Origin of the sequence: Pseudonocardia xinjiangensis (assembly GCF_050948425.1) — a bacterium.
GTDB classification, from domain to species: domain Bacteria; phylum Actinomycetota; class Actinomycetes; order Mycobacteriales; family Pseudonocardiaceae; genus Pseudonocardia; species Pseudonocardia xinjiangensis.
Window position 1 is genome coordinate 3,145,899 of the sequence record NZ_CP192009.1, and the last position, 20,575, is coordinate 3,166,473.

15 protein-coding genes and 2 riboswitches are annotated in these 20,575 nt (G+C 72.1%); of the genes, 7 read left to right on the plus strand and 8 right to left on the minus strand.

All coding sequences use genetic code 11. The features are described 5' to 3' along the window. The first annotated feature begins 419 nt into the window (after nucleotides 1–419). Nucleotides 420–1,511 (plus strand): lysylphosphatidylglycerol synthase transmembrane domain-containing protein, encoded by a 1,092-nt coding sequence (locus tag ACQPZA_RS14925; protein WP_433281473.1) that lies wholly within the window; start codon nucleotides 420–422, stop codon nucleotides 1,509–1,511. On the opposite strand, the gene ACQPZA_RS14930 is transcribed toward ACQPZA_RS14925, so the two are convergent. After that, nucleotides 1,502–4,327: a helix-turn-helix transcriptional regulator gene (locus tag ACQPZA_RS14930; RefSeq protein ID WP_433281475.1), complete on the minus strand. Its 2,826-nt coding sequence runs from the start codon at nucleotides 4,325–4,327 to the stop codon at nucleotides 1,502–1,504. The two genes, ACQPZA_RS14925 and ACQPZA_RS14930, sit on opposite strands and share 10 nt — an antisense overlap. A gap of 131 nt (nucleotides 4,328–4,458) precedes the next feature. Continuing rightward, entirely contained in the window at nucleotides 4,459–4,611 is a 153-nt protein-coding gene (locus ACQPZA_RS14935; RefSeq protein ID WP_433281477.1) for a hypothetical protein, read from the minus strand. A gap of 139 nt (nucleotides 4,612–4,750) precedes the next feature. On the opposite strand from ACQPZA_RS14935, the gene ACQPZA_RS14940 reads away from it, so the two are divergent. Together ACQPZA_RS14940 and ACQPZA_RS14945 are read left to right on the plus strand one after the other, a co-directional pair. Beyond that, nucleotides 4,751–5,425 carry a CGNR zinc finger domain-containing protein gene (locus ACQPZA_RS14940; protein WP_433281479.1) on the plus strand — a complete coding sequence of 225 codons (675 nt, stop codon included), beginning with the start codon at nucleotides 4,751–4,753 and terminating at the stop codon, nucleotides 5,423–5,425. 205 nt (nucleotides 5,426–5,630) lie between these two features. Next, a complete protein-coding gene (locus ACQPZA_RS14945; RefSeq protein ID WP_433281481.1) occupies nucleotides 5,631–5,936 on the plus strand; it encodes a DUF3040 domain-containing protein in 306 nt (101 codons plus the stop codon). A gap of 30 nt (nucleotides 5,937–5,966) precedes the next feature. Here ACQPZA_RS14945 and ACQPZA_RS14950 read toward each other — a convergent pair whose 3' ends face one another. Continuing rightward, nucleotides 5,967–7,367 carry an MFS transporter gene (locus tag ACQPZA_RS14950; protein ID WP_433281483.1) on the minus strand — a complete coding sequence of 467 codons (1,401 nt, stop codon included), beginning with the start codon at nucleotides 7,365–7,367 and terminating at the stop codon, nucleotides 5,967–5,969. A 204-nt stretch (nucleotides 7,368–7,571) separates the two neighbouring features. Then, nucleotides 7,572–7,859, minus strand: a complete 288-nt coding sequence (locus ACQPZA_RS14955) for a hypothetical protein (RefSeq protein WP_433281485.1) — start codon at nucleotides 7,857–7,859, stop codon at nucleotides 7,572–7,574. A gap of 256 nt (nucleotides 7,860–8,115) precedes the next feature. Further along, nucleotides 8,116–8,324: riboswitch (cobalamin riboswitch) on the plus strand. Between the two features lie 36 nt (nucleotides 8,325–8,360). Here ACQPZA_RS14955 and metE point away from each other — a divergent pair. Then, the gene (gene metE / locus ACQPZA_RS14960) at nucleotides 8,361–10,625 is read left to right on the plus strand and encodes a 5-methyltetrahydropteroyltriglutamate--homocysteine S-methyltransferase (protein WP_433281487.1); all 2,265 of its coding nucleotides are present in this window, start codon (nucleotides 8,361–8,363) and stop codon (nucleotides 10,623–10,625) included. On the opposite strand, the gene ACQPZA_RS14965 is transcribed toward metE, so the two are convergent. Then, the gene (locus ACQPZA_RS14965) at nucleotides 10,596–12,932 is read right to left on the minus strand and encodes a heavy metal translocating P-type ATPase (RefSeq protein WP_433281489.1); all 2,337 of its coding nucleotides are present in this window, start codon (nucleotides 12,930–12,932) and stop codon (nucleotides 10,596–10,598) included. The genes metE and ACQPZA_RS14965 overlap by 30 nt on opposite strands. 61 nt (nucleotides 12,933–12,993) lie before the next feature. After that, on the minus strand, nucleotides 12,994–13,185 hold the full coding sequence (locus ACQPZA_RS14970; protein ID WP_433281491.1) for a hypothetical protein: 192 nt from the start codon (nucleotides 13,183–13,185) through the stop codon (nucleotides 12,994–12,996). A 298-nt stretch (nucleotides 13,186–13,483) separates the two neighbouring features. Between ACQPZA_RS14970 and ACQPZA_RS14975 the strand changes: the two genes are divergently transcribed. From ACQPZA_RS14975 to ACQPZA_RS14985, 3 genes are all read left to right on the plus strand, one after another. Further along, complete coding sequence (locus ACQPZA_RS14975) at nucleotides 13,484–14,104, plus strand: DUF5134 domain-containing protein (protein WP_433281493.1); 621 nt, start codon at nucleotides 13,484–13,486, stop codon at nucleotides 14,102–14,104. Nucleotides 14,105–14,111: 7 nt separating this feature from the next. Beyond that, nucleotides 14,112–14,648: a hypothetical protein gene (locus tag ACQPZA_RS14980; protein ID WP_433281496.1), complete on the plus strand. Its 537-nt coding sequence runs from the start codon at nucleotides 14,112–14,114 to the stop codon at nucleotides 14,646–14,648. A gap of 123 nt (nucleotides 14,649–14,771) precedes the next feature. Next, nucleotides 14,772–16,187: a PepSY-associated TM helix domain-containing protein gene (locus ACQPZA_RS14985; RefSeq protein WP_433281498.1), complete on the plus strand. Its 1,416-nt coding sequence runs from the start codon at nucleotides 14,772–14,774 to the stop codon at nucleotides 16,185–16,187. A 53-nt stretch (nucleotides 16,188–16,240) separates the two neighbouring features. On the opposite strand, the gene ACQPZA_RS14990 is transcribed toward ACQPZA_RS14985, so the two are convergent. Together ACQPZA_RS14990 and ACQPZA_RS14995 are read right to left on the minus strand one after the other, a co-directional pair. Then, entirely contained in the window at nucleotides 16,241–17,326 is a 1,086-nt protein-coding gene (locus ACQPZA_RS14990) for a ribonucleotide-diphosphate reductase subunit beta (RefSeq protein WP_433281500.1), read from the minus strand. Next, nucleotides 17,323–20,178, minus strand: coding sequence for a ribonucleoside-diphosphate reductase subunit alpha (locus ACQPZA_RS14995; protein WP_433281502.1), 2,856 nt, complete (start codon nucleotides 20,176–20,178; stop codon nucleotides 17,323–17,325). Before ACQPZA_RS14995 ends, ACQPZA_RS14990 begins: the two co-directional genes overlap by 4 nt. Nucleotides 20,179–20,316: 138 nt before the next feature. Further along, nucleotides 20,317–20,533: riboswitch (cobalamin riboswitch) on the minus strand. Nucleotides 20,534–20,575 lie beyond the last annotated feature (42 nt).

The window sequence follows — 20,575 nt, forward strand, 5'->3', positions numbered from 1 at the left end:
GTGTTCGGTGAAGTCACCGCGTGTCAGCCGCGTCCGTGACCCGTGGGCCGACCCGCAGCGTGCGTCGACTGTTGCGCAGCACGGCGCCGGTCGCGTCCGTGTCGGCCCCGGTCGGATCCCTGGGGCAGTGCGCCGAAAGCACGCAGGGAAAGGCGCAAGAGACGCGCGTGGCACCCGTGTGACGCGCCGGTCGCCCCGGCGTCCCGCTGGGGACCGGGGTCACGACCCGCAGCCGGACCGGCGTGGCCACGGATTCGAGCAACGCCCCGGCCCGATGACGATCGGCTCGTGCGGCCCTGAGCCGACCCATCCGATTCGCTTCCGACCGGGAATCGGCCGGCTCGTGTTCACCACGAGCAGCGCCGGCCGGTTGTCCGGGAAATCCCGAAGGGGGTCAGACGACAGTGACGTGGCGCAACGTGCTGCAGAGGCACTGGCGGTCGGCGGTGCACTGGGGGGTCGTCGGCGTGGCGGTCGGCTACCTCGCCCGGCTCGTGCCGGGGCTGGCGGGCCAGGTCGTCCAGGCCACGGGGCCGCTGGAGCACCTGCGGTGGGAGTGGCTGGTCGTCGCCGTGCTGTGCGGCGTGTCGGCGTTGGTCCTGTACGGCGAGCTGCACCGGCAACTTCTCCTGGTGGGCGGGGCGCGCCTGCCGGTCGCCACGGTCCAGGGCATCAACTTCGTCGAGAACGCGGTGTCCACCACGGTTCCCGTCGTCGGTGGTGCCGGTGGCATCGTCTACGCGATCGACCAGCTGCGTCGCCGCCGCGTCGACTCGGCCCTGGCCTCGTGGTCGGTGCTCCTGGCCGGGATCGTCGCCACGTTGAGCCTGCTGGTGCTGGGCGCCGTCGGTCTGGGTCTGGCGGGCCGCATCCCGCTCACTCTCGCGGTCCTGCTCGCGGTGTTGATCGCCCTGGGTGCGGCCGGGGTGTGGAAGCTGCTGACGCACCCCGCGGTACTGCGGCGCGGCCTGCGTCTGCCGGTGGTGCTGAGCCGCTGGGTGCCAGGGGTGTGCCCTACGTGCCGGCGGACGTGGACGGAGCGGGCCGACGAGGTTTCCGGTCGGCTCTCCGCCCGCATCGCGCTGTTGCGGCCGAGTGCCGTCCGCTGGCTCGGCCTGATCACACTGGCCGCTCTCACGTGGGTTCTGGACTACCTGGCTCTGGCGTCCAGCGTCGCCGCGGTGGGCTCCCAGGTGCCGTGGGGTGCGCTCCTGGTGGGCTTCCTGCTCGTGCAGGGCAGCATCGCGTTGCAGATCTTCCCTGGCGGTGCCGGGCTGGCCGAGACGAGCCTGCTCACCTTGCTGCTGGCCTCCGACGTCGCCGCCGCGCCTGCAGCAGCGAGCGTGCTGATCTACCGATCGATCACGTGGCTGGGCCTCTCACTGGTGGGATGGGCGGTGTATGCGCTCTGGATCCATACCGCCCCGCTCCACCTCCACCGCCACCCGCCCGAGCTCACCAGCGCACGACCACCGGCGCGAGCCGGTCGAGCCGCCAGTGGTCAGCGGTAGAGCTGTCGGCGTGAGGTGATGTTGAGTTTGCCGAAGATCTTGTGGAGGTGGTATTCGACGGTGCGGGGGCTGATGAACAGCCGGGCGGCGATCTCGGGGTTGGACAGCCCGTCCCGGACCAGCCGCACGACCTGGGTCTCCTGGGCGGTGAGGTCACTGCTGGTCTCGGTGCTGCGTTTCCGGGCGGTCGCACCGGTGGCCAGCAGCTCACGCGCGGCACGCCGGGTGAAGGCCTGCATGTCCATGGCGGTGAACATCTCGTGCGCGGCTCGCAGCTCGGCACGCGCATCCAGCCGGCGGCGTTCGCGGCGCAGCCACTCTCCGTAGAGCAGATGGGCGCGGGCGAGCTCACCACGCACCCGGGTCCGCCCCAGCCGGGCGATCGCCTCCCGATAGGCCCCCTCGGCCGTCCCGGCGTCGGCGAGCAGCGCACGGCAGCGTGCCTCGATGCCCAGCGCCCAGTCGGTCCCACTGACACCGGTGGTCTCCACCAACCGCGCCAACGCCCCGGCCGCGCGGTCGGGCTGCCCGCTGCGGGTGGCCGCCTCGATCAGCTCGACCAGCACCAACCACGGCTCCACACCCATGACCGGCGGATGGGCCCCGGCCCGCACCGCCGCGGCGAGCGCGTCCTCGTACCGGCCCACACTGTTGCCCAGCAACGCGTCGGCATAACCGGTGATGATCAACCCGAACCCCTCACCCCGGCGCAGCATCTCCGCGGTGGTGGACTCGATCAACGCGGCCGCCTGCGCCTCTCGCCCCTGCCAGGCACTCAACAGCAACGCCCCGTACGGGGCGACCGGGATCCCGGTCGCCGCGCTGACCGCCTCCACCTCCTCGAGCAACGCCCCTGCCTCACCCAGCTCACCCCGGTGCACGAACGCGCCGATCCGCGAGGTCAACGCCAACGGCAACGTGCTCAAGGCACCGGAGTCACACGCGAGCCGGACATGACGGCCGGTGTCGTGCGTTTCCTCGTCCCACAGGTTCCCGGCGGTGATGTGGGCGAGCCAGAGCCAGTGCAGCTCCTCCTCGGAGAGGTCCGGGCTGCGGAACGCGCACAGCGCATTGCGCAGCATCGGCAGCCCCGCGGCATATCCCTCGGTGAAGCGGATCGCCAGGCCGTCCAGGAGGAGGTCGGCCGCCCGCGGGGGCTGTGCGGGCGGGGGCGCGGCACGTGCGGCCTCGGCCGCTTCCTGCACAGCGCCACCGGCGAACATCACCGCCAGCAACGCGTCCAGGTAGGTCTCACGGGCAAGCCGCGTGTCGAGCGGCTCGAGCTGTCTGGCCGCGTTGAGCAGCAGCGGCGGGGCCTCCCTGCCACGGTTCAGGGTCAAGGCGATCCGGGCGCGCAGCAGGTCCGTCTGGGCGCGCTGGAGCTTGTCCAGCGGAGCCGCCTCCGCGATGGACAGCAGACGCAGTGCCGCGTCGGGCATGCCGGCGTGATGGGTCGTCTGCGCTGCGGCCAGTGTGCGCTCGGCTCGGCGAGCCGGATCGGGGGTCAGCTCGGCCGCCCGTTCCAGGAACGCGGCCGCCGCGGCCAGCCCGCCGCGCGCCTGCGCCCGGTCGGCAGAGCGCTCGAGCTCGTCGGCGACGTCCTCGTCGGGGCCGGGCGCAGCCCCGGCACGGTGCCAGGCACGGCGATCGGGGTCCGTCGTGGGATCGGTCGCGTCCGCCAGTGCTCGGTGCGCGGTGCGCCGCTCCTCCGGGGAGGCTGCCCGGTAGATCGCCGACCGCACGAGCGGGTGCCGGAACCGCACCACGGTGCCGATCTCGACCAGCCCGTCCGCCGCGGCGGGGGATGCCGTGGCGGCCCCGATCCCGAGCCGCTCGACCGCCCGCCACACGAGCACGGGGTCCCCGACCGGCTCCGCGGCAGCGACCAGCAGCAGCTGCCGGGTCTCGGCATCGAGCGGCTCCAGCTGCCGCTGGAAGCTGTCCTCGATCTGTTGGGGGAGCGCCCGCGCGCCGGTCGGTCCGAACCCGGCCGCGAGCTCCGCGGGCGTCAGCCCCCGAGGCAGCTCCAGCAGCGCCAGCGGGTTGCCCCGCGTCTCCGCGACGATCCTCTGCAGCACGCGCTCGTCGACCGGTCCGCGAAGCGCCGAGCCCAGCAGCGCCCGCGCCTCGTCGTCGGGCAGCCCCTCCACCGCCAGCTCCGGCAGGTCCGCCAGCTCCACGGCCCCGTCCGGAGACCGCGCGGCGAAGACCATTGCCACCGACTCGGCCCTGAGACGGCGCGCAACGAACGCCAGCGCCTGCGCCGAGGCGTGGTCGAGCCACTGAGCGTCGTCCAGGATGCAGAGCAGCGGCCGATCCCGGGCCGCCTCGGCGAGCAGGCCCAACGCGGCCAGGCCGACCAGGAAGCGATCCGGCGTCGGGCCGGCACTCAGTCCGAGCGTCGTGCGCAGCGCGTCGCGCTGCGGACCGGGCAGCCGCTCGGCCAGGTCCAGCATCGGCGCGCACAGCTGGTGGAGCCCGGCGAACGGGAGCTCCATCTCCGACTGGACACCGATGACCCGCACCGTCCGGAACCCCGACGCGCGCCCGGCCAGGTACTCCAGCAGAAATGTCTTGCCCACGCCCGGCTCGCCGCGCAACACCAGTGCGCGGCTCTCGCCCGCCCGAACGGCTTCCAGGAGCCCGTCGAGGGTCCCACACTCGCTGCACCGGCCACGTAACACCTGGTCACGCCACCGCCGCACATCTTCGTCGGACCACGCGGCCGAGTATGCGCGGACCATCCGGCCGGGCGCCACAGCAGCGCCGCGGCGCACCGCACCCACGACGACTCGGCCACCCAGCAGGGCGTTCACCTGCGCTGCACGGTGTCGATCGTCTCGTCGAGGCGTCATGAGCTTCCTTGGAGTCGGAGCCGACACGACAAGACCGCGGCGGTCGGGGCTCCACGTCGAGCCCCCGGCCGCCGCGGCATCAGCCGGGTTGGTCAGGCCTCGTGCGGTGCGACGACGGGGAACTCGTTGTCGGTGTCCGCGAGGATGTTGACGTAGTTCGTGAGGATGTTGAGTGCGAGGTTGCCGACGACCTCGGCGGCAGCCCCGGTCGCGTCTGCAGGCTCGATCTTCGGAAGCGTGGACATATCGGTGGTCCCTTCTGGGCGACATGACCTACTAATGGATGATTGCTTGTCATCCATTAGAGACAGTGCACTCCGAGCCGCGGGCTGTCAAATGGATGTTCGGGCTCCAAGCATTAGTTTCGGTGCTAGGTTGGGGCAGATGGGACGCCCAGAGGTGCCCACTGGGGCGACATTGCTCGGCGAGCCGCTCCCGGTGGAGCTCATGAACACGGTGCGCATCGACCGGAAGGACGTGCAGGACGCGCTCGGCGACGCCGCCTCGGCGACCGCCTGGCTGCGGGCGGTCGATGACCGCCTGCGTCGCGAGACCGGTGGCAGCGTGGATCGGGCCGACGTCGGCGGGGCAGCGGAGCGCGAGCTCGCCAACCGGCTGCGTGGGCTGCGCGATGCGCTCCGCCGCCTGGCCGCGGAGGCGACCGGGGACCCCCGGCCGCCGGTGACGTCTCCGATCGCGGAACGTCAGACCGCGATCGACACACTCAACGCTCTCGCGGCGGCATGGCCGGAACTACGATGGCCCTCCGGTGGAGATCCCGTTCCCGTGTTCCGTACGAGCGGAACGACCGGCGACCTCGCCCTCGCCTTCATCGCGCACCAGGCCGTGGATCTCTTCGCAGGTGCCCGCCGCGAGCAGTTGCGGGCGTGCCTGGCTCCGGGCTGCCTCCTGTACTTCCTGAAGCACCACCCGCGCCGGGAGTGGTGCTCGGCGGGGTGCGGCAACCGGGCTCGGGTCGCGCGTCACTACCAGCGCCACCACACCGACAGCCGGCCGACGACCGCCGGTAACGGCGCTCCGAGATCCCGCCGCAGCTGACCTGGCACCGGAGCCGGCCGTGGTTCGCCCCGGGCACCGGTGTACCCCGGTCGCCGGGTCACCAGCGAGTTCCACGGATGCGAAGGGTGCCGTCACAGCGCAACGCTGCGAAGGACGAGTGGTCCCCGTCGTCGACCAGGGGTGGCGACCGGGGAAGCACTCTGCAGCTCTCCCATCCACGAAGAACCGATCACACGGCGGAACCATGTCCCTTGACCACAATGAGTTTCTCCAGCTGAGCAGGATCGCGGATCTCACGCGCAGGAGTGATCCCGAACTGGCCCGCAAGCTGGCTGAACCGATGAGGCGGCGGCGCCGCGGCTGGGTGAAGGCGTCGCACGGCACCACCCTGGCGCTCTGCGCAATCCTGTTGCTGACCGGACTCGTGACCGATGACCTCGCGTTGTCCGCCGGGGGCGGGCTCGCCCTGCTGACCCTCTATCCGCTCCTTCTCGTCGTGCTGAAGAAGCGGCGGGAAGGTCGGCGCAACGCCCGGTCGAACGAGAACTGAACCCGGAGGCCTGCATCAGCGGGGCGCTCCTCACTCCTCCAGCGCGAGTCCGTGGGTCTCCGGGCCGAACCACACGGCGACCGCCATGATCACGTACATCACGCCGACCAGGACGAACAAGCCGACAGTGCCGGTGGCGTCGACGATCAGCCCCGCCAGCAGTGGCACGAGCGAGGCGGACAGCAGGAGCACGGTCACCATGGCGCCCGTGCCGATCGCCCGGACCCTGGTCGGGTAGAGCTCTGTCGCCCAGACGAAGGTCGTGGTGTTGAGCAGGATGAACATCAGCTGCAGCAGGGCGCCGAGCACGAGCACGACGGGCGACAGGGCGAACGCGACCGCGACGACGACCGCAACGACCGAGCCGTAGCCGAGCACCACCCGGCGCTTGAACCAGTAGCCGAAGATGCTCGCCAGCACGGCGCCCACCAGACCACCGACGTTGATGATCATGGTGTAGACGAGCGAGGTGGACACGTCCAGCCCCCGCGCGACCAGCACGGTCGGCATGAACACCGTGACGGTCACCTGAGCGCCGAAGGTCATCGCCGACACCACCCAGAGCACCACCGTGTTGCGGGCCAGCCGGCCCCGGAACACCTCCGCGAGCCGCACCCGCTGCCGAGGCAGCCGCGCGCCCTCCACCGCGTCGATGTAGCGGGTGGTGGGCATGCCGGGTCGCCGGCGCAGCCGGTTCGCGGCCAGCCGGGTCAACACCGTGTTGGCCTCGTCGACCCGGCCGTCGACCAGCAGGTAGCGCGGCGACTCCGGGAGGAACCAGCGGTAGGCGAACACCAGGAGCGCGGGGATCGCTAGTACGCCGAACAGCCAGCGCCAGGCCACCGTGGGCCCGCCGAGGGCCGTCTCCAGCGGGCCGAGCATGAGGGCGCCCAGCGCGGACGAGGCGAAGATGCCGAGACCGCCGCCCGCGACGTTCACCGTGGCCACGGCGGCGCCCCGGAACTTCGTGGGCATCAGTTCCGCGACGAGGGTGATCCCGGTGCTCAGCTCACCGCCGAGGCCGATCCCCACGACGAACCGGGCGACGAGCAACCACACGAAGCTCGGGGAGAACGCGGCGGCCAGTGCGCCCACGGTGTACAGCGCGAGGGTGTACATCATGGTGATGCGCCGCCCGTAGCGGTCCCCGGTGACACCGGCGATCAGGGATCCGATCGCCATACCGGCGAACGTCACCGTGGTCAGCAGCCCCACCTGGGCGTTGGACAGCGACCACTGCCTGGCGATCAGCGGCGCGGCCAGGCCGACGTCGTACTCCTCGATCGCGTTGACCAGGGTGCCGGCTGCCACCAGGACCAGGATGAGCACGTGCGCCCGCCGGAACGGGATGCGATCGAGTGCCGAGGCGAGCTCGTGGCCGGCGCGGTCTCTGAGCTGTTCGAGATGCTCCGACGACGCCGGGTTCGGCATGGTTGCTCCGGATGGGCGAGTACGTTTCCCGGGATCGGCACGGCGTCGAGCGCTCGTCCGCCGGTCCGATCGTGATCGATCGCCGCTGAGGGCCGGCCGGTGGGTCGTTCGCCCTGATCAGGCGCGGTAGGAATCCGGCTGCGGCCAGCGGATCGTACATCGCGGCCCCGGCTGCCGGGCGCGGGAACGTGCTGCTGATCGTGGTTACGGGGTCCGTCCACGGCGGACTGGCCGGGAGCGACCAGTGGGCCGGCCGGTGCTGCTCCGCGCTCGTGGGACGTCGGCGTCGGGACCTTCGGCGTGGTACGCGCGGTGCACGATGTCCCACAGCAGCTGGACCGCGATGGTGACGACGGTCGCGGTGGTGTCCGGGGCGCAGGCGAGCGGGTCGGAGCTCTGCACGGGGTCGGTGCCCTCAGGTGCCGGGGGGCGCGACGACAGGGCTTCCTCGATCCGGGTCGCTCGTGGGACGTCATTGCGGTCGGAGGTCATGAAGGCACCATTCGGTCGGGTGGACGGCTGGAGGGGCTGCCGGCGGGCGACCGCGGCGGTGATGCGGCGGGCATCGGTGCCCACCGCTCACACAGCCTCGCGCTGTGGGGACGCCGGTCGCATCGGTGAAGGCCCCGGTACGGGCCCTGGCCGGCGCGGCCGACCGTCGCTCAACGATGGTCGATCTACAGGAGACGTCAGGGTGTCACGGTGTCGGACCACAAATCTGATGGTGGACTTTTGTGATCTCGCCACTAAGGTCGGGGACGCCGACGGTTCGGACGGGTCACCGTCCGAGGCAAGAGGGAACCCGGTGAGAGTCCGGGACTGCCCCCGCAGCGGTGAGTGGGAACGACCGCCGTCACGAAGCACTGGGCGCGAGCGTCTGGGAAGCGACGGCCAGTAGGAGCACCAGGTCGGTGCGTGCCCGCGAGTCCGAAGACCTGCCGCCGGCACGCGCACCGCCTGGTGCGCGTCGACCGCGCTCGCGAGGAGAGAGCAGTGTCAGAAGTACAGTCCCCTGGATCCACCGTGCTCGGGTATCCGCGGATCGGTCCGCGCCGGGAGCTCAAGCGTGCCGTCGAGCGCTACTGGTCCGGAGCGTCCTCGGCCGAGGAGCTGCAGTCCGTGGCGGCGGCCCTGCGCCGCGACACCTGGGCGGAGCTCGCCGGCTCGGGGCTCGACTCGGTGCCGTCGAACACCTTCTCCTTCTACGACCAGGTGCTCGACGTGGCTCGGGTCGTCGGCGCGGTGCCCGAGCGGTTCACCGCACTCGGCCTGACCCCGCTCGACGAGATGTTCGCGATGGCCCGCGGGCATGACGGCGTGCCGGCTCTGGAGCTGACGAAGTTCTTCGACACCAACTACCACTACCTGGTGCCCGAGCTGGGGCCCGGTAGCCGCTTCGCGCTCGCCGACCGCAAGCCGCTCGACGAGTTCACCGAGGCGCTCGCGCAGGGAGTCCTGACGCGGCCGACGATCATCGGTCCGGCCACGTTCCTCCTGCTCGCCAAGCCGGCGCCGGGCGCACCCGCCGGCTTCGTCCCGCTCGACCTGCTCGAGCCGCTCCTGGACGTGTACGTGCAGGTGCTGGCCGAGCTGGCCGCCGCCGGTGCGGAGTGGGTGCAGCTGGACGAGCCGGCGTTCGTCGCCGACCGCAGCCCGGCGGAGATCGACGCGCTCGGACGGGCGTACCGGAGGCTCGGTGAGCCGGCCGACCGGCCGCGGATCCTGGTCGCGAGCTACTTCGGCGACCTCGGCCCGGCTCTGCCGGTGCTGGCCGGGACGCCGGTGGAAGCGCTGGCTCTCGACCTCGTCGCCGGCCGGGCCGACACCGCGGCGGCCGTGCCCGCGTTGCGCGACAAGACCGTGCTCGCCGGGGTCGTCGAGGGCCGCAACGTCTGGCGCACCGACCTGGACGCGGCGCTGGCCACCGCCGCCACGCTGCTCGGCACGGCGGGACGGGTCGAGATCGCCACGTCGTGCTCGTTGCTGCACGTGCCCTACGACCTCGACGCCGAGCCGGCGCTGGCGCCGGACCTGCGGGCACGGCTGGCGTTCGCCCGGCAGAAGGTCCGCGAGGTCGTGCTGCTCTCCCGCGCACTGCACCAGGGCCGCGACGCCGTGGCAGGCGAGTTCGCCGAGACAGGGGGAGCGGCGGTTCCCGCGCAGCGCGACGAGCGGGTCCGGGCCCGGCTCGATGCCCTGGGCGCCGGCCACTATCGGCGCGGCAGCGCGGAACGACGCGTGTCCGCCCAGCGCGCGCACCTGGGCCTGCCCCCGCTGCCGACGACGACGATCGGCTCGTTCCCGCAGACCGGCGCGATCCGGGCCGACCGGGCGGCGCACCGGGCCGGCCGGCTCGACGACGCCGAGTACGTCGAGCGGATGCGGGCCGAGATCGCCAGGGTGGTGCGCCTGCAGGAGGACATCGGGCTCGATGTGCTCGTGCACGGGGAGCCCGAGCGCAACGACATGGTGCAGTACTTCGCCGAGCACCTCGCCGGGTTCGCCACCACCGACCTGGGCTGGGTGCAGTCCTACGGAAGCCGCTGCGTGCGGCCCCCGATCCTGCACGGCGACGTCAGCCGCCCCGAGCCGATCACCGTCGGCTGGTCGACCTACGCGCAGTCGCTCACCGCGAAGCCGGTCAAGGCGATGCTGACCGGCCCGGTCACGATCCTGGCCTGGTCGTTCGTGCGTACCGACCAGCCGCTCGGCGAGACCGCCCGGCAGGTCGGGCTGGCGCTGCGCGACGAGGTGCGCGACCTGGAGGCCGCCGGGCTGCGGATCATCCAGGTGGACGAGCCGGCGCTGCGGGAGCTGCTGCCGCTGCGCGCGGCCGACCGGCCCGCCTACGTGGACTGGGCGGTCGACGCGTTCCGGCTGGTCACCGGGGGAGTGGCCGACTCCACCCAGGTGCACACGCACTTGTGCTACTCGGAGTTCGCCGAGGTCGTCGGCGCGATCGACGGACTCGACGCCGACGTCACCACGGTCGAGGCGGCCCGGTCGAAGATGGAGGTGCTCGCCCAGATCGGTCCCGGGGTGCCGCGCGGCCTGGGCCCCGGCGTCTACGACGTGCACTCCCCGCAGGTGCCCGACGTCGCCGAGATCGAGGCACTCCTGCACACGGCGCAGCACTGGGTCGGGCCCGAGCGGCTGTGGGTCAACCCGGACTGCGGCCTGAAGACCCGCGGTGAGGAGGAGACGGTGGCGGCGCTGCGCAACCTCGTGTCAGCAGCCACCGCTGCTCGCAGGAGCTGACTCTCCTGCCGCGTGGGAGAGGGGCGCCGGGCGGACCGCCGCCCCTCTCCCGCGCGTCCGAACCCGGCCGCCGAGCCGGAGGCTGTTGGTGACGACGAGGACGGAGCTGGCGGCCATGGCCGCTCCCGCGAGCATCGGGTGCAGCATCCCCGCGGCCGCGACGGGCAGGGCGAGGATGTTGTAGCCGAAGGCCCAGGTGAGGTTGGCCTTGATGACCGTGAGGGTGCGGCGGGAGATCGTGACGGCGTCGACGGCCGCGGTGAGGTCGGCGCGGACGAGCGTGATGTCGGCGGCGGAGATCGCGATGTCGGTGCCGGTGCCCATGGCGATACCGAGGTCGGCCTGGGCCAGCGCGGCGGCGTCGTTGATGCCGTCGCCGACCATCGCGACCACCCGGCCTTCTGCCTGCAGCCGGGCGATGTGGTCGACCTTGTCCGTCGGAAGTGCGTCGGCCAGGACGGTGGTGATCCCGACCGTGTCGGCGACCGCCCGAGCGGCGCCCACGCCGTCGCCGGTGAGGAGCACCGGTTCGAGCCCGAGCCGGCGCAGCTCGGCGATCGCGTCGGCGCTGGTCGGTCGGATGGTGTCGGACAGCACAAGCACTGCGGTGGCCCGGCCGGCCCGGGCCACCGCCACGGTGGTGCGCCCCTTCGCCGCGGCCTCGGCGAGCGGCTCCGCGAACGTGTCGGGGATCGGGATGCCGCGCTGCTGCAGCAGGGAGAGCCTGCCGAGCAGGACCTCCTCGCCGTCGATCACGCCCTGCATGCCGAGCCCGTCGAGGGAGACGACGTCGCGTACCTCGGGGCCGGTCCGTCCGTCGTTGCCTGCCGCGTGGCGGGCGACCGCCTGCGCCACGGGATGCGTCGACGTGCCGGCCAGCGCGCCGGCCACGACGAGCACCTCGTCGACGTTCGTACCGTCGGCCGCCACGACGTCGGTCACGGTCATCTCGCCGGTCGTCACCGTGCCGGTCTTGTCGAGCACGATGGTGTCGATGCGCCGGGTGGACTCCAGCACCGCCGGCCCGGTGACGAGCACGCCGAGCTGTGCCGCACGGCCGGTGCCGACCAGCAGCGCGGTGGGCGTGGCGAGCCCGAGCGCGCACGGGCAGGCGACGATCAGGACGGCCGTCGCGGCCGCCAGGGCCGTGGCCGCACCCGCGCCGGCGCCGGTCCAGAACCCCCAGGTGGCGGCGGCGAGCATGAGCACGACGGGCACGAACTCGCCGCACACCCGGTCGGCGAGGCGTTGGACGGCGGCCTTCCCGTTCTGGGCCCGCTCGACGAGGGCGGCCGTCTGCGCGAGCTGGGTGTCGGCCCCGACGCGGGTCGCCCGCACGACGAGGCGCCCTCCGAGTGCGACGCACCCGCCGATCACGTCATCGCCCGGTGCGACGTCGGCCGGTGCCGGTTCCCCGGTAATCGCCGACGTGTCCAGCGCGCAGGAGCCGTCGACCACCACTTCGTCGGTGGCGACCTTCTCACCCGGCCGCACCACGAAGGTGTCGCCGACGGCGAGCCGGTCGGCCGGCACGAGGTGCTCCCGCCCGTCGCGCAGGACCCTGGCGTCGGTCGCGGCGAGCGCGAGCAGGCCGCGCAGGGCACTGCCGGAGCGGCGGCGGGCCCGCGCCTCCAGGTAGCGCCCGGCGAGCACGAACGTCGTGACCCCGGCAGCGACCTCGAGGTAGATCTGCCCTGCCGCGTCGGCCGGGGCGAGCGTGAGCTCGAAGGAGTGGGTGAGTCCGGGCAGGCCCGCCGTGCCGAACACCATGGCGTAGACCGACCAGAGGAACGCCGCGAGGGTCCCGAGCGACACCAGGGTGTCCATGGTGGCGGCCGCGTGCCGCAGGTTCGCCAGTGCCGCGCGATGGATCGGCAGCGCGCCCCACAGCACGACCGGCGTGGTCAGGCCGAGCGCCGTCCACTGCCAGAGCGGGAACTGGAGCGCGGGAACCATCGACAGCACGATCACCGGCGCCGCCAGCGCCCCACAGGCGATGAGCTGCTGCCCCAGGGCGGCGAGGTCACGCTCGTGGGCAGCCTCGGCCTCGTCGTCCCGCGTGGCCGGATCCGGTTGCCAGGCCCGGTAGCCGGCGCGCTCGACCGCGGCCACGAGGTCGTCGACGGTCACCGTGGCGCCGTGCACGACGGCCGCTCGGCCGGTCGCGTAGTTGACGTTCGCCTGCACACCGTCGAGCTTGCGCAGCTTGCGCTCGATGCGCGCCGCACAGGCGCCGCAGGTCATGCCCTCGACGAGCAGTTCCGTCTCCACCGTCTCGGCGGCGGTGGCCGGGAGGGTCGCCGTCATCGGCGGGGACGGGTGGTGGGGTCGGACATGGGGAACTCCTCGAGCGGTGCCGCCTCGGTCGTCACGGGTGGCCGTGCGTGAACGTCGTCGCGGGAAGCGATGCCTGCGGGGGTGGAGCGGGGGCGAAGACGCGGCCGGCTTGCCAGCCGCCCGCCGCGGTGAGGGCGAGGACCGCAAGGAAGGCGGCGACGCGTCCGGCGTTCGCGCGGGCAACCGCAGGCCGATCCTTCTTCTCGGTGGGGGATGGGTCCACGGCCGCAACCTTGGAGCCTGGTTGCGGCATCGTTGCCAACCTGAGCCTTCTCGGCGGTGTGCGCCGTTACGAGGGCGATGAACGGTTTGGGGCTAGGCCATTCGGCCTATCGAAGACAGCCGTTTGCGAGTTTTCGCCCTCAGGTTCGCGGCGGACGGGCCGGCGCGGCCCCTCGCCGCACCGGAAGCGCCTCCAGACGCGCCCCTACCCCGTGACCGTATAGATCCGGACGGTTGCACATGGTTAGCCTCGCCGTCGGTTCGTGGAGGCCCCCGGCACCGACGACGAGGAGTTGCGCATGGGATCGGGTCTCACGCCGTGGCTGGATCCTGTACTCGGCCTGGCGTGTCTCGCGGTGGCGGCATTCCATCTGGTCCTGCTCGGGAGGCGGCACGCACCGGTCGCCTCCGGTGCCCACGCCGCGATGGGGCTGGGGATGGCCGCGATGTTCCTCCCGTCGGCCGACCCGTTCCCGCAGCCGCTCTGGGTCGCGGTCTTCCTCGTGTCCGGCGCCTGGTTCGGCGCGGCGGCACTTCGCGGGGGATCGCTGCTGGGCGAGGCAGGCCATCACGTGGTGGGGGCGGCCGCGATGCTGTTCATGCTGCTCGGCGCGCACGACCACGGCGCGCCGACGGCGACCGGGGCCGTCGCCCCGGAGCATGCCCACCACGGCGGTGGCGGGGGAGCCCCCGGCCTGCTGGTCACGATGCTCGCGCTGATCTTCGCGGCCTGGTTCGTCGCCGACATCGTGCGCACCGTGTACGCCCGCACCGCCGTGCCCGTCGCCACGGCACCCGTTGCCGTCGCTCCGGCCGGGACCACGGTGACCGCGGCGCCTGCCGGCGCGCTCACCGCGTCCGTTGTGGCCCATGTGGTGATGAGCGGCGCGATGGCCGTCATGTTGCTGGGCATGGCCTGACCGACCGATGCCGTCCACCTGTCCACCCCGCCGGCTGCTGCGCTCCGCGGTAGCGGCCGGCACGGCCACCGTGCTGGGTACGGGCGGGCACGTGCTGGCCGGGGGATCGGTCGGTACCGGCATGGTCGTCGCGGCGCTGGTCGTGGCCACGGGCGTGGCGTGGTCGGCCGCGGGCCGGGAGCGTGGCACGTCGGTGATCGCCGCACTGCAGGTCGGACTCCAGCAGTTGGTCCACACCCTCCTCACCGCAGGCGATGTCCCTGCCCCCGACGGGATCCTCCCGCACGACCTGATGCTGCACGTCCACGTCGCCGCCGGGCTGCTCACCGCGCTGGTGCTCCGCGCGGGCGAGCGACGGACCTGGGCGGCTGCGCGCCGGGTCGCGGCCCGGGTCGCGGCCTGGTGCCGCCGCATCGTCCTCGGCAGGCGACGACGCACCGCGACGCTCGCGGTGGTGTCCGCACCGGCCCTGCGGGTTCTCCCGCAGCACCGGTTCCTGCGCCACGCCCTGGTCCTGCGCGGCCCCCCGACCGCGACGGTCTGACCTTCACCGCGCCGATCACTCGATCAGCGCGGGTCCCCTGTCGTGACCGCCTCCCGGTCCGACCGTTCCGGCGTGTACGGCGTCGCCTGCTGCCGCCGCGCTGCCTTCCCCTGGAGAGTCTCTGTGACCACCACCTCCGACCGGCCGCTGCCCGCGGCCGGGGAACCCGGTCGTCCGTCGACGGCCCCCGCCCCGCCTCCTGCCGCCGTCCCCTCGGCCCGTGAGCCCGGCGGTGCCGACGCGCTGCGGCGCCTCCTGCGGCGCGTGCACTTCTACGCCGGCGTCCTGGTGGCGCCCTTCCTGGCGATCCTGTGCCTGTCCGGCATCGCCTACGTCTTCACTCCCCAGATCAACGACCTGATCCATGCCCAGGAGCTGCGGGTCACCCCGCAGGCCGGTCCCGTGGCTCCCCTCGACGAGCAGGTCGCGGCGGCGCGGGCCGCGTACCCGGGTGTCCCGTTGACCTCGGTGCAGCCGGCCGCAGCGCCCGACCGGACCACCGCGGTCGTGCTCACCCCGCCCGGCGCCGCGGAGGGGGAGACGCTGGGCGTCTACGTCGACCCGTACACGGCGCAGATCACCGGTGCGCTGCCGCTGCTGGACGGGGAACCCCCCGTCCAGCACTGGCTGCGCACGTTGCACGGCGACCTGCATCTCGGCACGGTCGGCGGCATCTACTCGGAGTTCGCCGCGAGCTGGCTCCCGGTGCTGTTCGCCGGCGGGCTGGTGCTGTGGTTCGGCAAGCGCCGCGCGCGGCGCCGTGACCTGGTCGTGCCCGCCTCGGGCAGGCCGGGCCGGCTCCGGATCATGAGCTGGCACGGCAGCGTCGGGATCTGGTTGACCGCCGCGCTGGTGTTCATCTCGCTGACCGGGCTGACGTGGTCGACCTTCGCGGGCGAGCGGTTCCAGACCGTCCTGACCGGCCTCGGCGCCCGCACGCCGACCCTGTCGACGGACCCCCTGCCCGCGCCGCCGACGGCGTCCTCGGTCATCGGCGCGGGGCAGGCGGAGACCATCGGACGCGCCGCCGGGTTCGAGGGCCCGCTGACCATCGCCCCACCCGCCGAGCCGGGCGAGCCGTTCCTCGTCGCGGAGACGTCGTCCACCGTGCCCCTGCACCGCGACAAGATCGCGCTGGACCCCTACACGGGCGAGGTGGTCGAGACACTGGCGTTCGCCGACTATCCGTTCCTCGCGAAGCTGACGACGATCGGCATCCTCGCCCACACCGGCACGCTGTTCGGGCTGGTCAACCAATTGGCCATGACGGCGATGGCGCTGGGCGTGCTCGCGATGCTGTTCTGGGGCTACCGGATGTGGTGGCAGCGCCGGCCCACCCGCGGTGGCGCACCGCGACCGCTGGAGCGCCGTGGTGTGCTGCGCACGACGCCGCAGCCGGTGCTGTTCGCCGTGGTGCTGGTCGCGGTGCTCGCGGGCTGGCTGATGCCGGTACTGGGCGCCAGCCTGGTCGTGTTCCTCGTCGCGGACACCGCGTGGGCGGCGGTCGGCCGCCGGCGCGCGACGACCGCCGCGGGCTGAGCCGGTCGCCGGGCGGGCGGGTCATCGCCCGCCCGGCGACCGCTGCGCCTCGTTCAGTCCCAGTCCAGAGCGCCTCCGGTCCGGTAGTCGATGACGCGGGTCTCGAAGAAGTTCTTCTCCTTCTTCAGGTCGATCGCCTCGGACATCCACGGGAAGGGGTTGTCGGTCTCCCCGAAGAGGGGAGCGAGCCCGATCTGGTGGGCGCGGCGGTCGGTGATGAACCGCATGTACTGCGCGCAGGCGTCGGCGGTGAGCCCGAGCACCCCGCGCGGGAGGGTGTCGCGGGCGTAGGTGATCTCCAGCTCGCACGCCTCGCCGAGCATGCCGCGGATCTCGTCAGCGAATGCCGGGGTCCACAGGTGGGGGTTCTCGGTCCTGATCTGGTTGATGCAGTCGATGCCGAAGTTCAGGTGGATCGACTCGTCGCGCAGGATGTACTGGTACTGCTCGGCGATGCCCACCATCTTGTTGCGGCGGCCCAGGGACAGGATCTGGGCGAAACCCGTGTAGAACCACATTCCCTCGAACACGACGTAGAACGCGACGAGGTCGCGCAGGAACGCGCGGTCCGCGTCGGGGGTGCCGGTGGTGAAGCCGGGGTCGGCGAGATGGCGGGTGTGTTCGAGGGCCCAGGCGTCCTTGTCGGTGATCGAGGGCACCTCGCGGTACATGTTGAAGAGCTCGCCCTCGTCGAGGCCGAGGCTCTCGCACACGTACTGGAACGTGTGGGTGTGCACGGCCTCCTCGAATGCCTGGCGCAGCAGGTACTGGCGGCATTCGGGGTTGGTGAGGTGGCGGTAGACGGCGAGCACGACGTTGTTGGCCACCAGCGACTCGGCGGTGGCGAAGAAGCCGAGGTTGCGGGTGAGCAGCAGCCGTTCGTCGCTGGTGAGCCCGTCACGGGAGCGCCAGAGCGCGATGTCGGCCTGCATGGAGACCTCGGTGGGCATCCAGTGGTTGCTGCAGGCCGCCAGGTACTTCTCCCACGCCCACCCGTACTTGAGGGGGAGGAGCTGGTTGACGTCGGCGCGGGCGTTGATCATCCGTTTGGCGTCGGCCGCGACCCGGCCGGCACCGCGGTCGATCGCGCCGAGACCGGTGGTGACCGGTCCGGCCGTGGGGAGCGGGGTGCTGGTCACTGGCAGGCCTCGCACTCGGGGTCGTCGATCCGGCAGGCGGCGCCGTCGGCGAGCGGCGGGTCCGCCGGCAGCGGGAGAGCGGGTGGGGCAGCGGCGGGTACGGCGTTGAGCTTGCCGTCGGTGCCGTGCAGGGTGGACTTCTCTACGTGGCTGGCGCCCTGTGTGCGCAGGTAGTAGGTGGTCTTGAGACCCTTGTGCCAGGCCAGGCGGTAGAGCTCGTCGAGTGCCCGGCCGCTGGGGGCGGCGAGGTAGAGGTTGAGCGACTGGGCCTGGTCGATCCACTTCTGTCGGCGCGAGGCGGCCTCCACCAGCCAGCGGGGCTCGATCTCGAAGGCGGTGGCGTAGAGCGCCTTGAGGTCGGCGGGGACCCGGTCGATCTGGCCGAGGCTGCCGTCGAAGTACTTCAGGTCGGCCACCATCACCCGGTCCCACAGCCGGTGTGCCTTGAGATCGCGCACCAGATACGGGTTGAGCACGGTGAACTCGCCGGACATGTTCGACTTCACGAACATGTTGCGGAACTGCGGCTCGATGGACTGCCCGACCCCGCAGATGTTGGAGATCGTCGCGGTGGGCGCGATCGCCATGACGTTCGAGTTGCGCATCCCGTTCACGCGAACCCGCTCCCGCAGGGCGTCCCAGTCGAGGGTGGTGGAGGTGTCGACGTCGAGGTCGTCGTCCCGGCGGGCGGCGGCCAGCAGGGCGACCGAGTCGATCGGGAGGATGCCCCGGCTCCACAGCGAGTCGTCGTAGGTGGGGTAGTGGCCGCGCTCAGCGGCCAGGTCGCTCGACGCGGCGATGGCGTGGTGGCTCAGGTGCTCCATGCTGCGGTCGGCGAACTCGACGGCGGCCTCGCTCGCGACCGGGATGCCCTGGGCGAACAGCGCGTCCTGGAAGCCCATGAGCCCGAGCCCGACCGGACGGTGCCGCAGGTTGGACCGGCGCGCCTGCGGGATCGTGTAGAAGTTGATGTCGATCACGTTGTCGAGCATCCGCACCGCGGTACGGACGGTCCGTTCGAGCTTCACCGTGTCGAGTCCGTCGGGGCCGACGTGGGCGGCCAGGTTGACCGAGCCGAGGTTGCAGACGGCGACCTCGCCGTCGTCGGCGCCTGCGCGCGTGTTCAGGGTGATCTCGGTGCACAGGTTGGACGAGTGCACCACGCCGACGTGCTGCTGCGGGGAACGCAGGTTGCACGGGTCCTTGAAGGTGATCCAGGGGTGCCCGGTCTCGAACAGCATGGTGAGCATCCGCCGCCACAGCTCGACCGCGCGGAGCCGGCGGAACACCCGGATCTCGCCGCGGTCGGCCGCGGCCTCGTACTCCCGGTAGCGGACGGCGAACGCGGTGCCGTACAGGTCGTGCAGGTCGGGAGTCTCGTCGGGGGAGAACAGGGTCCACTCGCCGTCGGCCTCGACGCGGCGGAGGAACTCGTCGGGCACCCAGTTCGCGGTGTTCATGTCGTGGGTGCGGCGCCGGTCGTCACCGGTGTTCTTGCGCATGTCGAGGAACTCCTCGACGTCGATGTGCCACGTCTCCAGGTAGGCGCAGGCCGCGCCCTTGCGCTTGCCGCCCTGGTTCACCGCGATCGCGGTGTCACCGGCGATCTTGAGGAACGGCACCACACCCTGGGACTTCCCGTTGGTGCCCTTGATGTGGGCACCGAGCCCCCGCACCGGCGTCCAGTCGTTGCCCAGGCCCCCGGAGTACTTCGCCAGCAGGGCGTTGTTCCGGTAGGCCTGGAAGATCGAGTCGAGGTCGTCGTCGACGGTCGTGAGAAAGCACGACGACAGCTGCGGGCGCGTCGTGCCGGAGTTGAACAGCGTCGGCGTGGACGTCATGAAGTCGAACGAGGACAGCAGCTCGTAGAACTCGATCGCCCGCGCTTCCCGGTCCTGTTCGTTCAGCGCGAGCCCCATCGCCACCCGCATGAAGAACGCCTGCGGCAGCTCGAAGCGCACCCCGTGCTCGTGGAGGACGTAGCGGTCGTAGAGGGTCTGGAGCCCGAGGAAGGTGAAGTCGAGGTCGCGCTCGGGCCGGATCGCGCTGGTGATCCGGTCGAGGTCGAAGGTCTGCAGGGCCGGGTCGGCGAGCTCCAGCACGACGGCTCGCTCGAGATAGCGCCGGAAGTACCCGGGGTAGCGGGCGGCCATCTCGTCCTGGCTCGCATGCTGGCGATCTCCGGACAGGTGTGACAGCGCTTCGGTGCGCAAGGTGTCGAGCAGCAGCCGGGCCGCCACGGCGGAGTAGTTCGGCTCGGACTCGACGAGGCTGCGCGCCGCCATGATCGGTGCGAGGGCGAGCTCGCCCACGGTGATGCCGTCGTAGAGGTTGCGCCGGGTCTCGCCGAGCAGCGGCTCGGCGTCGACGTCGGCGATCCCGGCGACGGCCTCGGCGACCAGGTCCTCCAAGCGTGCCCAGTCCAGGGGGCGGAGGGTGCCGTCGAGGTTGGTGACCTGCAGCGCGGGCGGGGTCGGCGGCGTCGGGGCCGTCCGGGAACGAGCGTGCTCCTCGCGGTAGAGCACGTAGTCGCGGGCCACCTTGTGGTGGCCGCCGCGCATGAGCGCCAGCTCGACCTGGTCCTGGATCTGTTCGATGTGGAGCGTCGCCACGCTGCCCGGGTCGGTGTGGCGCAGCAGTGCCTGCTGCACCTGCGCGGTGAGCTCCTCGACCAGGTGGTGCAACCGCGACGAGCTCGCGGTGTCGCTCCCCTCGACGGCGAGGAAGGCCTTGGACATCGCCACCGAGATCTTGGTGGCGTCGAATGCCGACACGGTGCCGTCGCGGCGGACGACCCGCACGTCTGTGGTGGGCGGGGCAGGGGTTGTCGTGGTGGTGGCCGGTGGGGTCACTGCTCTCCTCGTGAGCTCGACGACCGAGCCCGAGGCCACGAGGGAGACGCATCCCGGTGCGGACGGGGCGTACCCGGACAGGGCACGGCGACATCCGCCCCGGGTCCGTCCCGCGCGGACCCCGGACAGCGCGCACCGGTGGTGCGCGCGCCGATGGCAGGTCTTCGGACTCGCGGGCGTGCACCTGCCGGTGCTCCTACTGGCCGTCGCTTCCCAGGTGTGGCGCACCCAGTGCTCGATGACGGCGGTCGTTCCCACTCACCGCTGCGGGGCAGTCCCGGACTCCCACCGGATTCCCTCTCGCCCCCTCTCCACCCTGGCGGCTGGAGAGGAACCATCAGCGGCGCTGACCCTACATGTAGTGGTGCGAAGGGCGTTGGACCCCTACCTGTCGGGA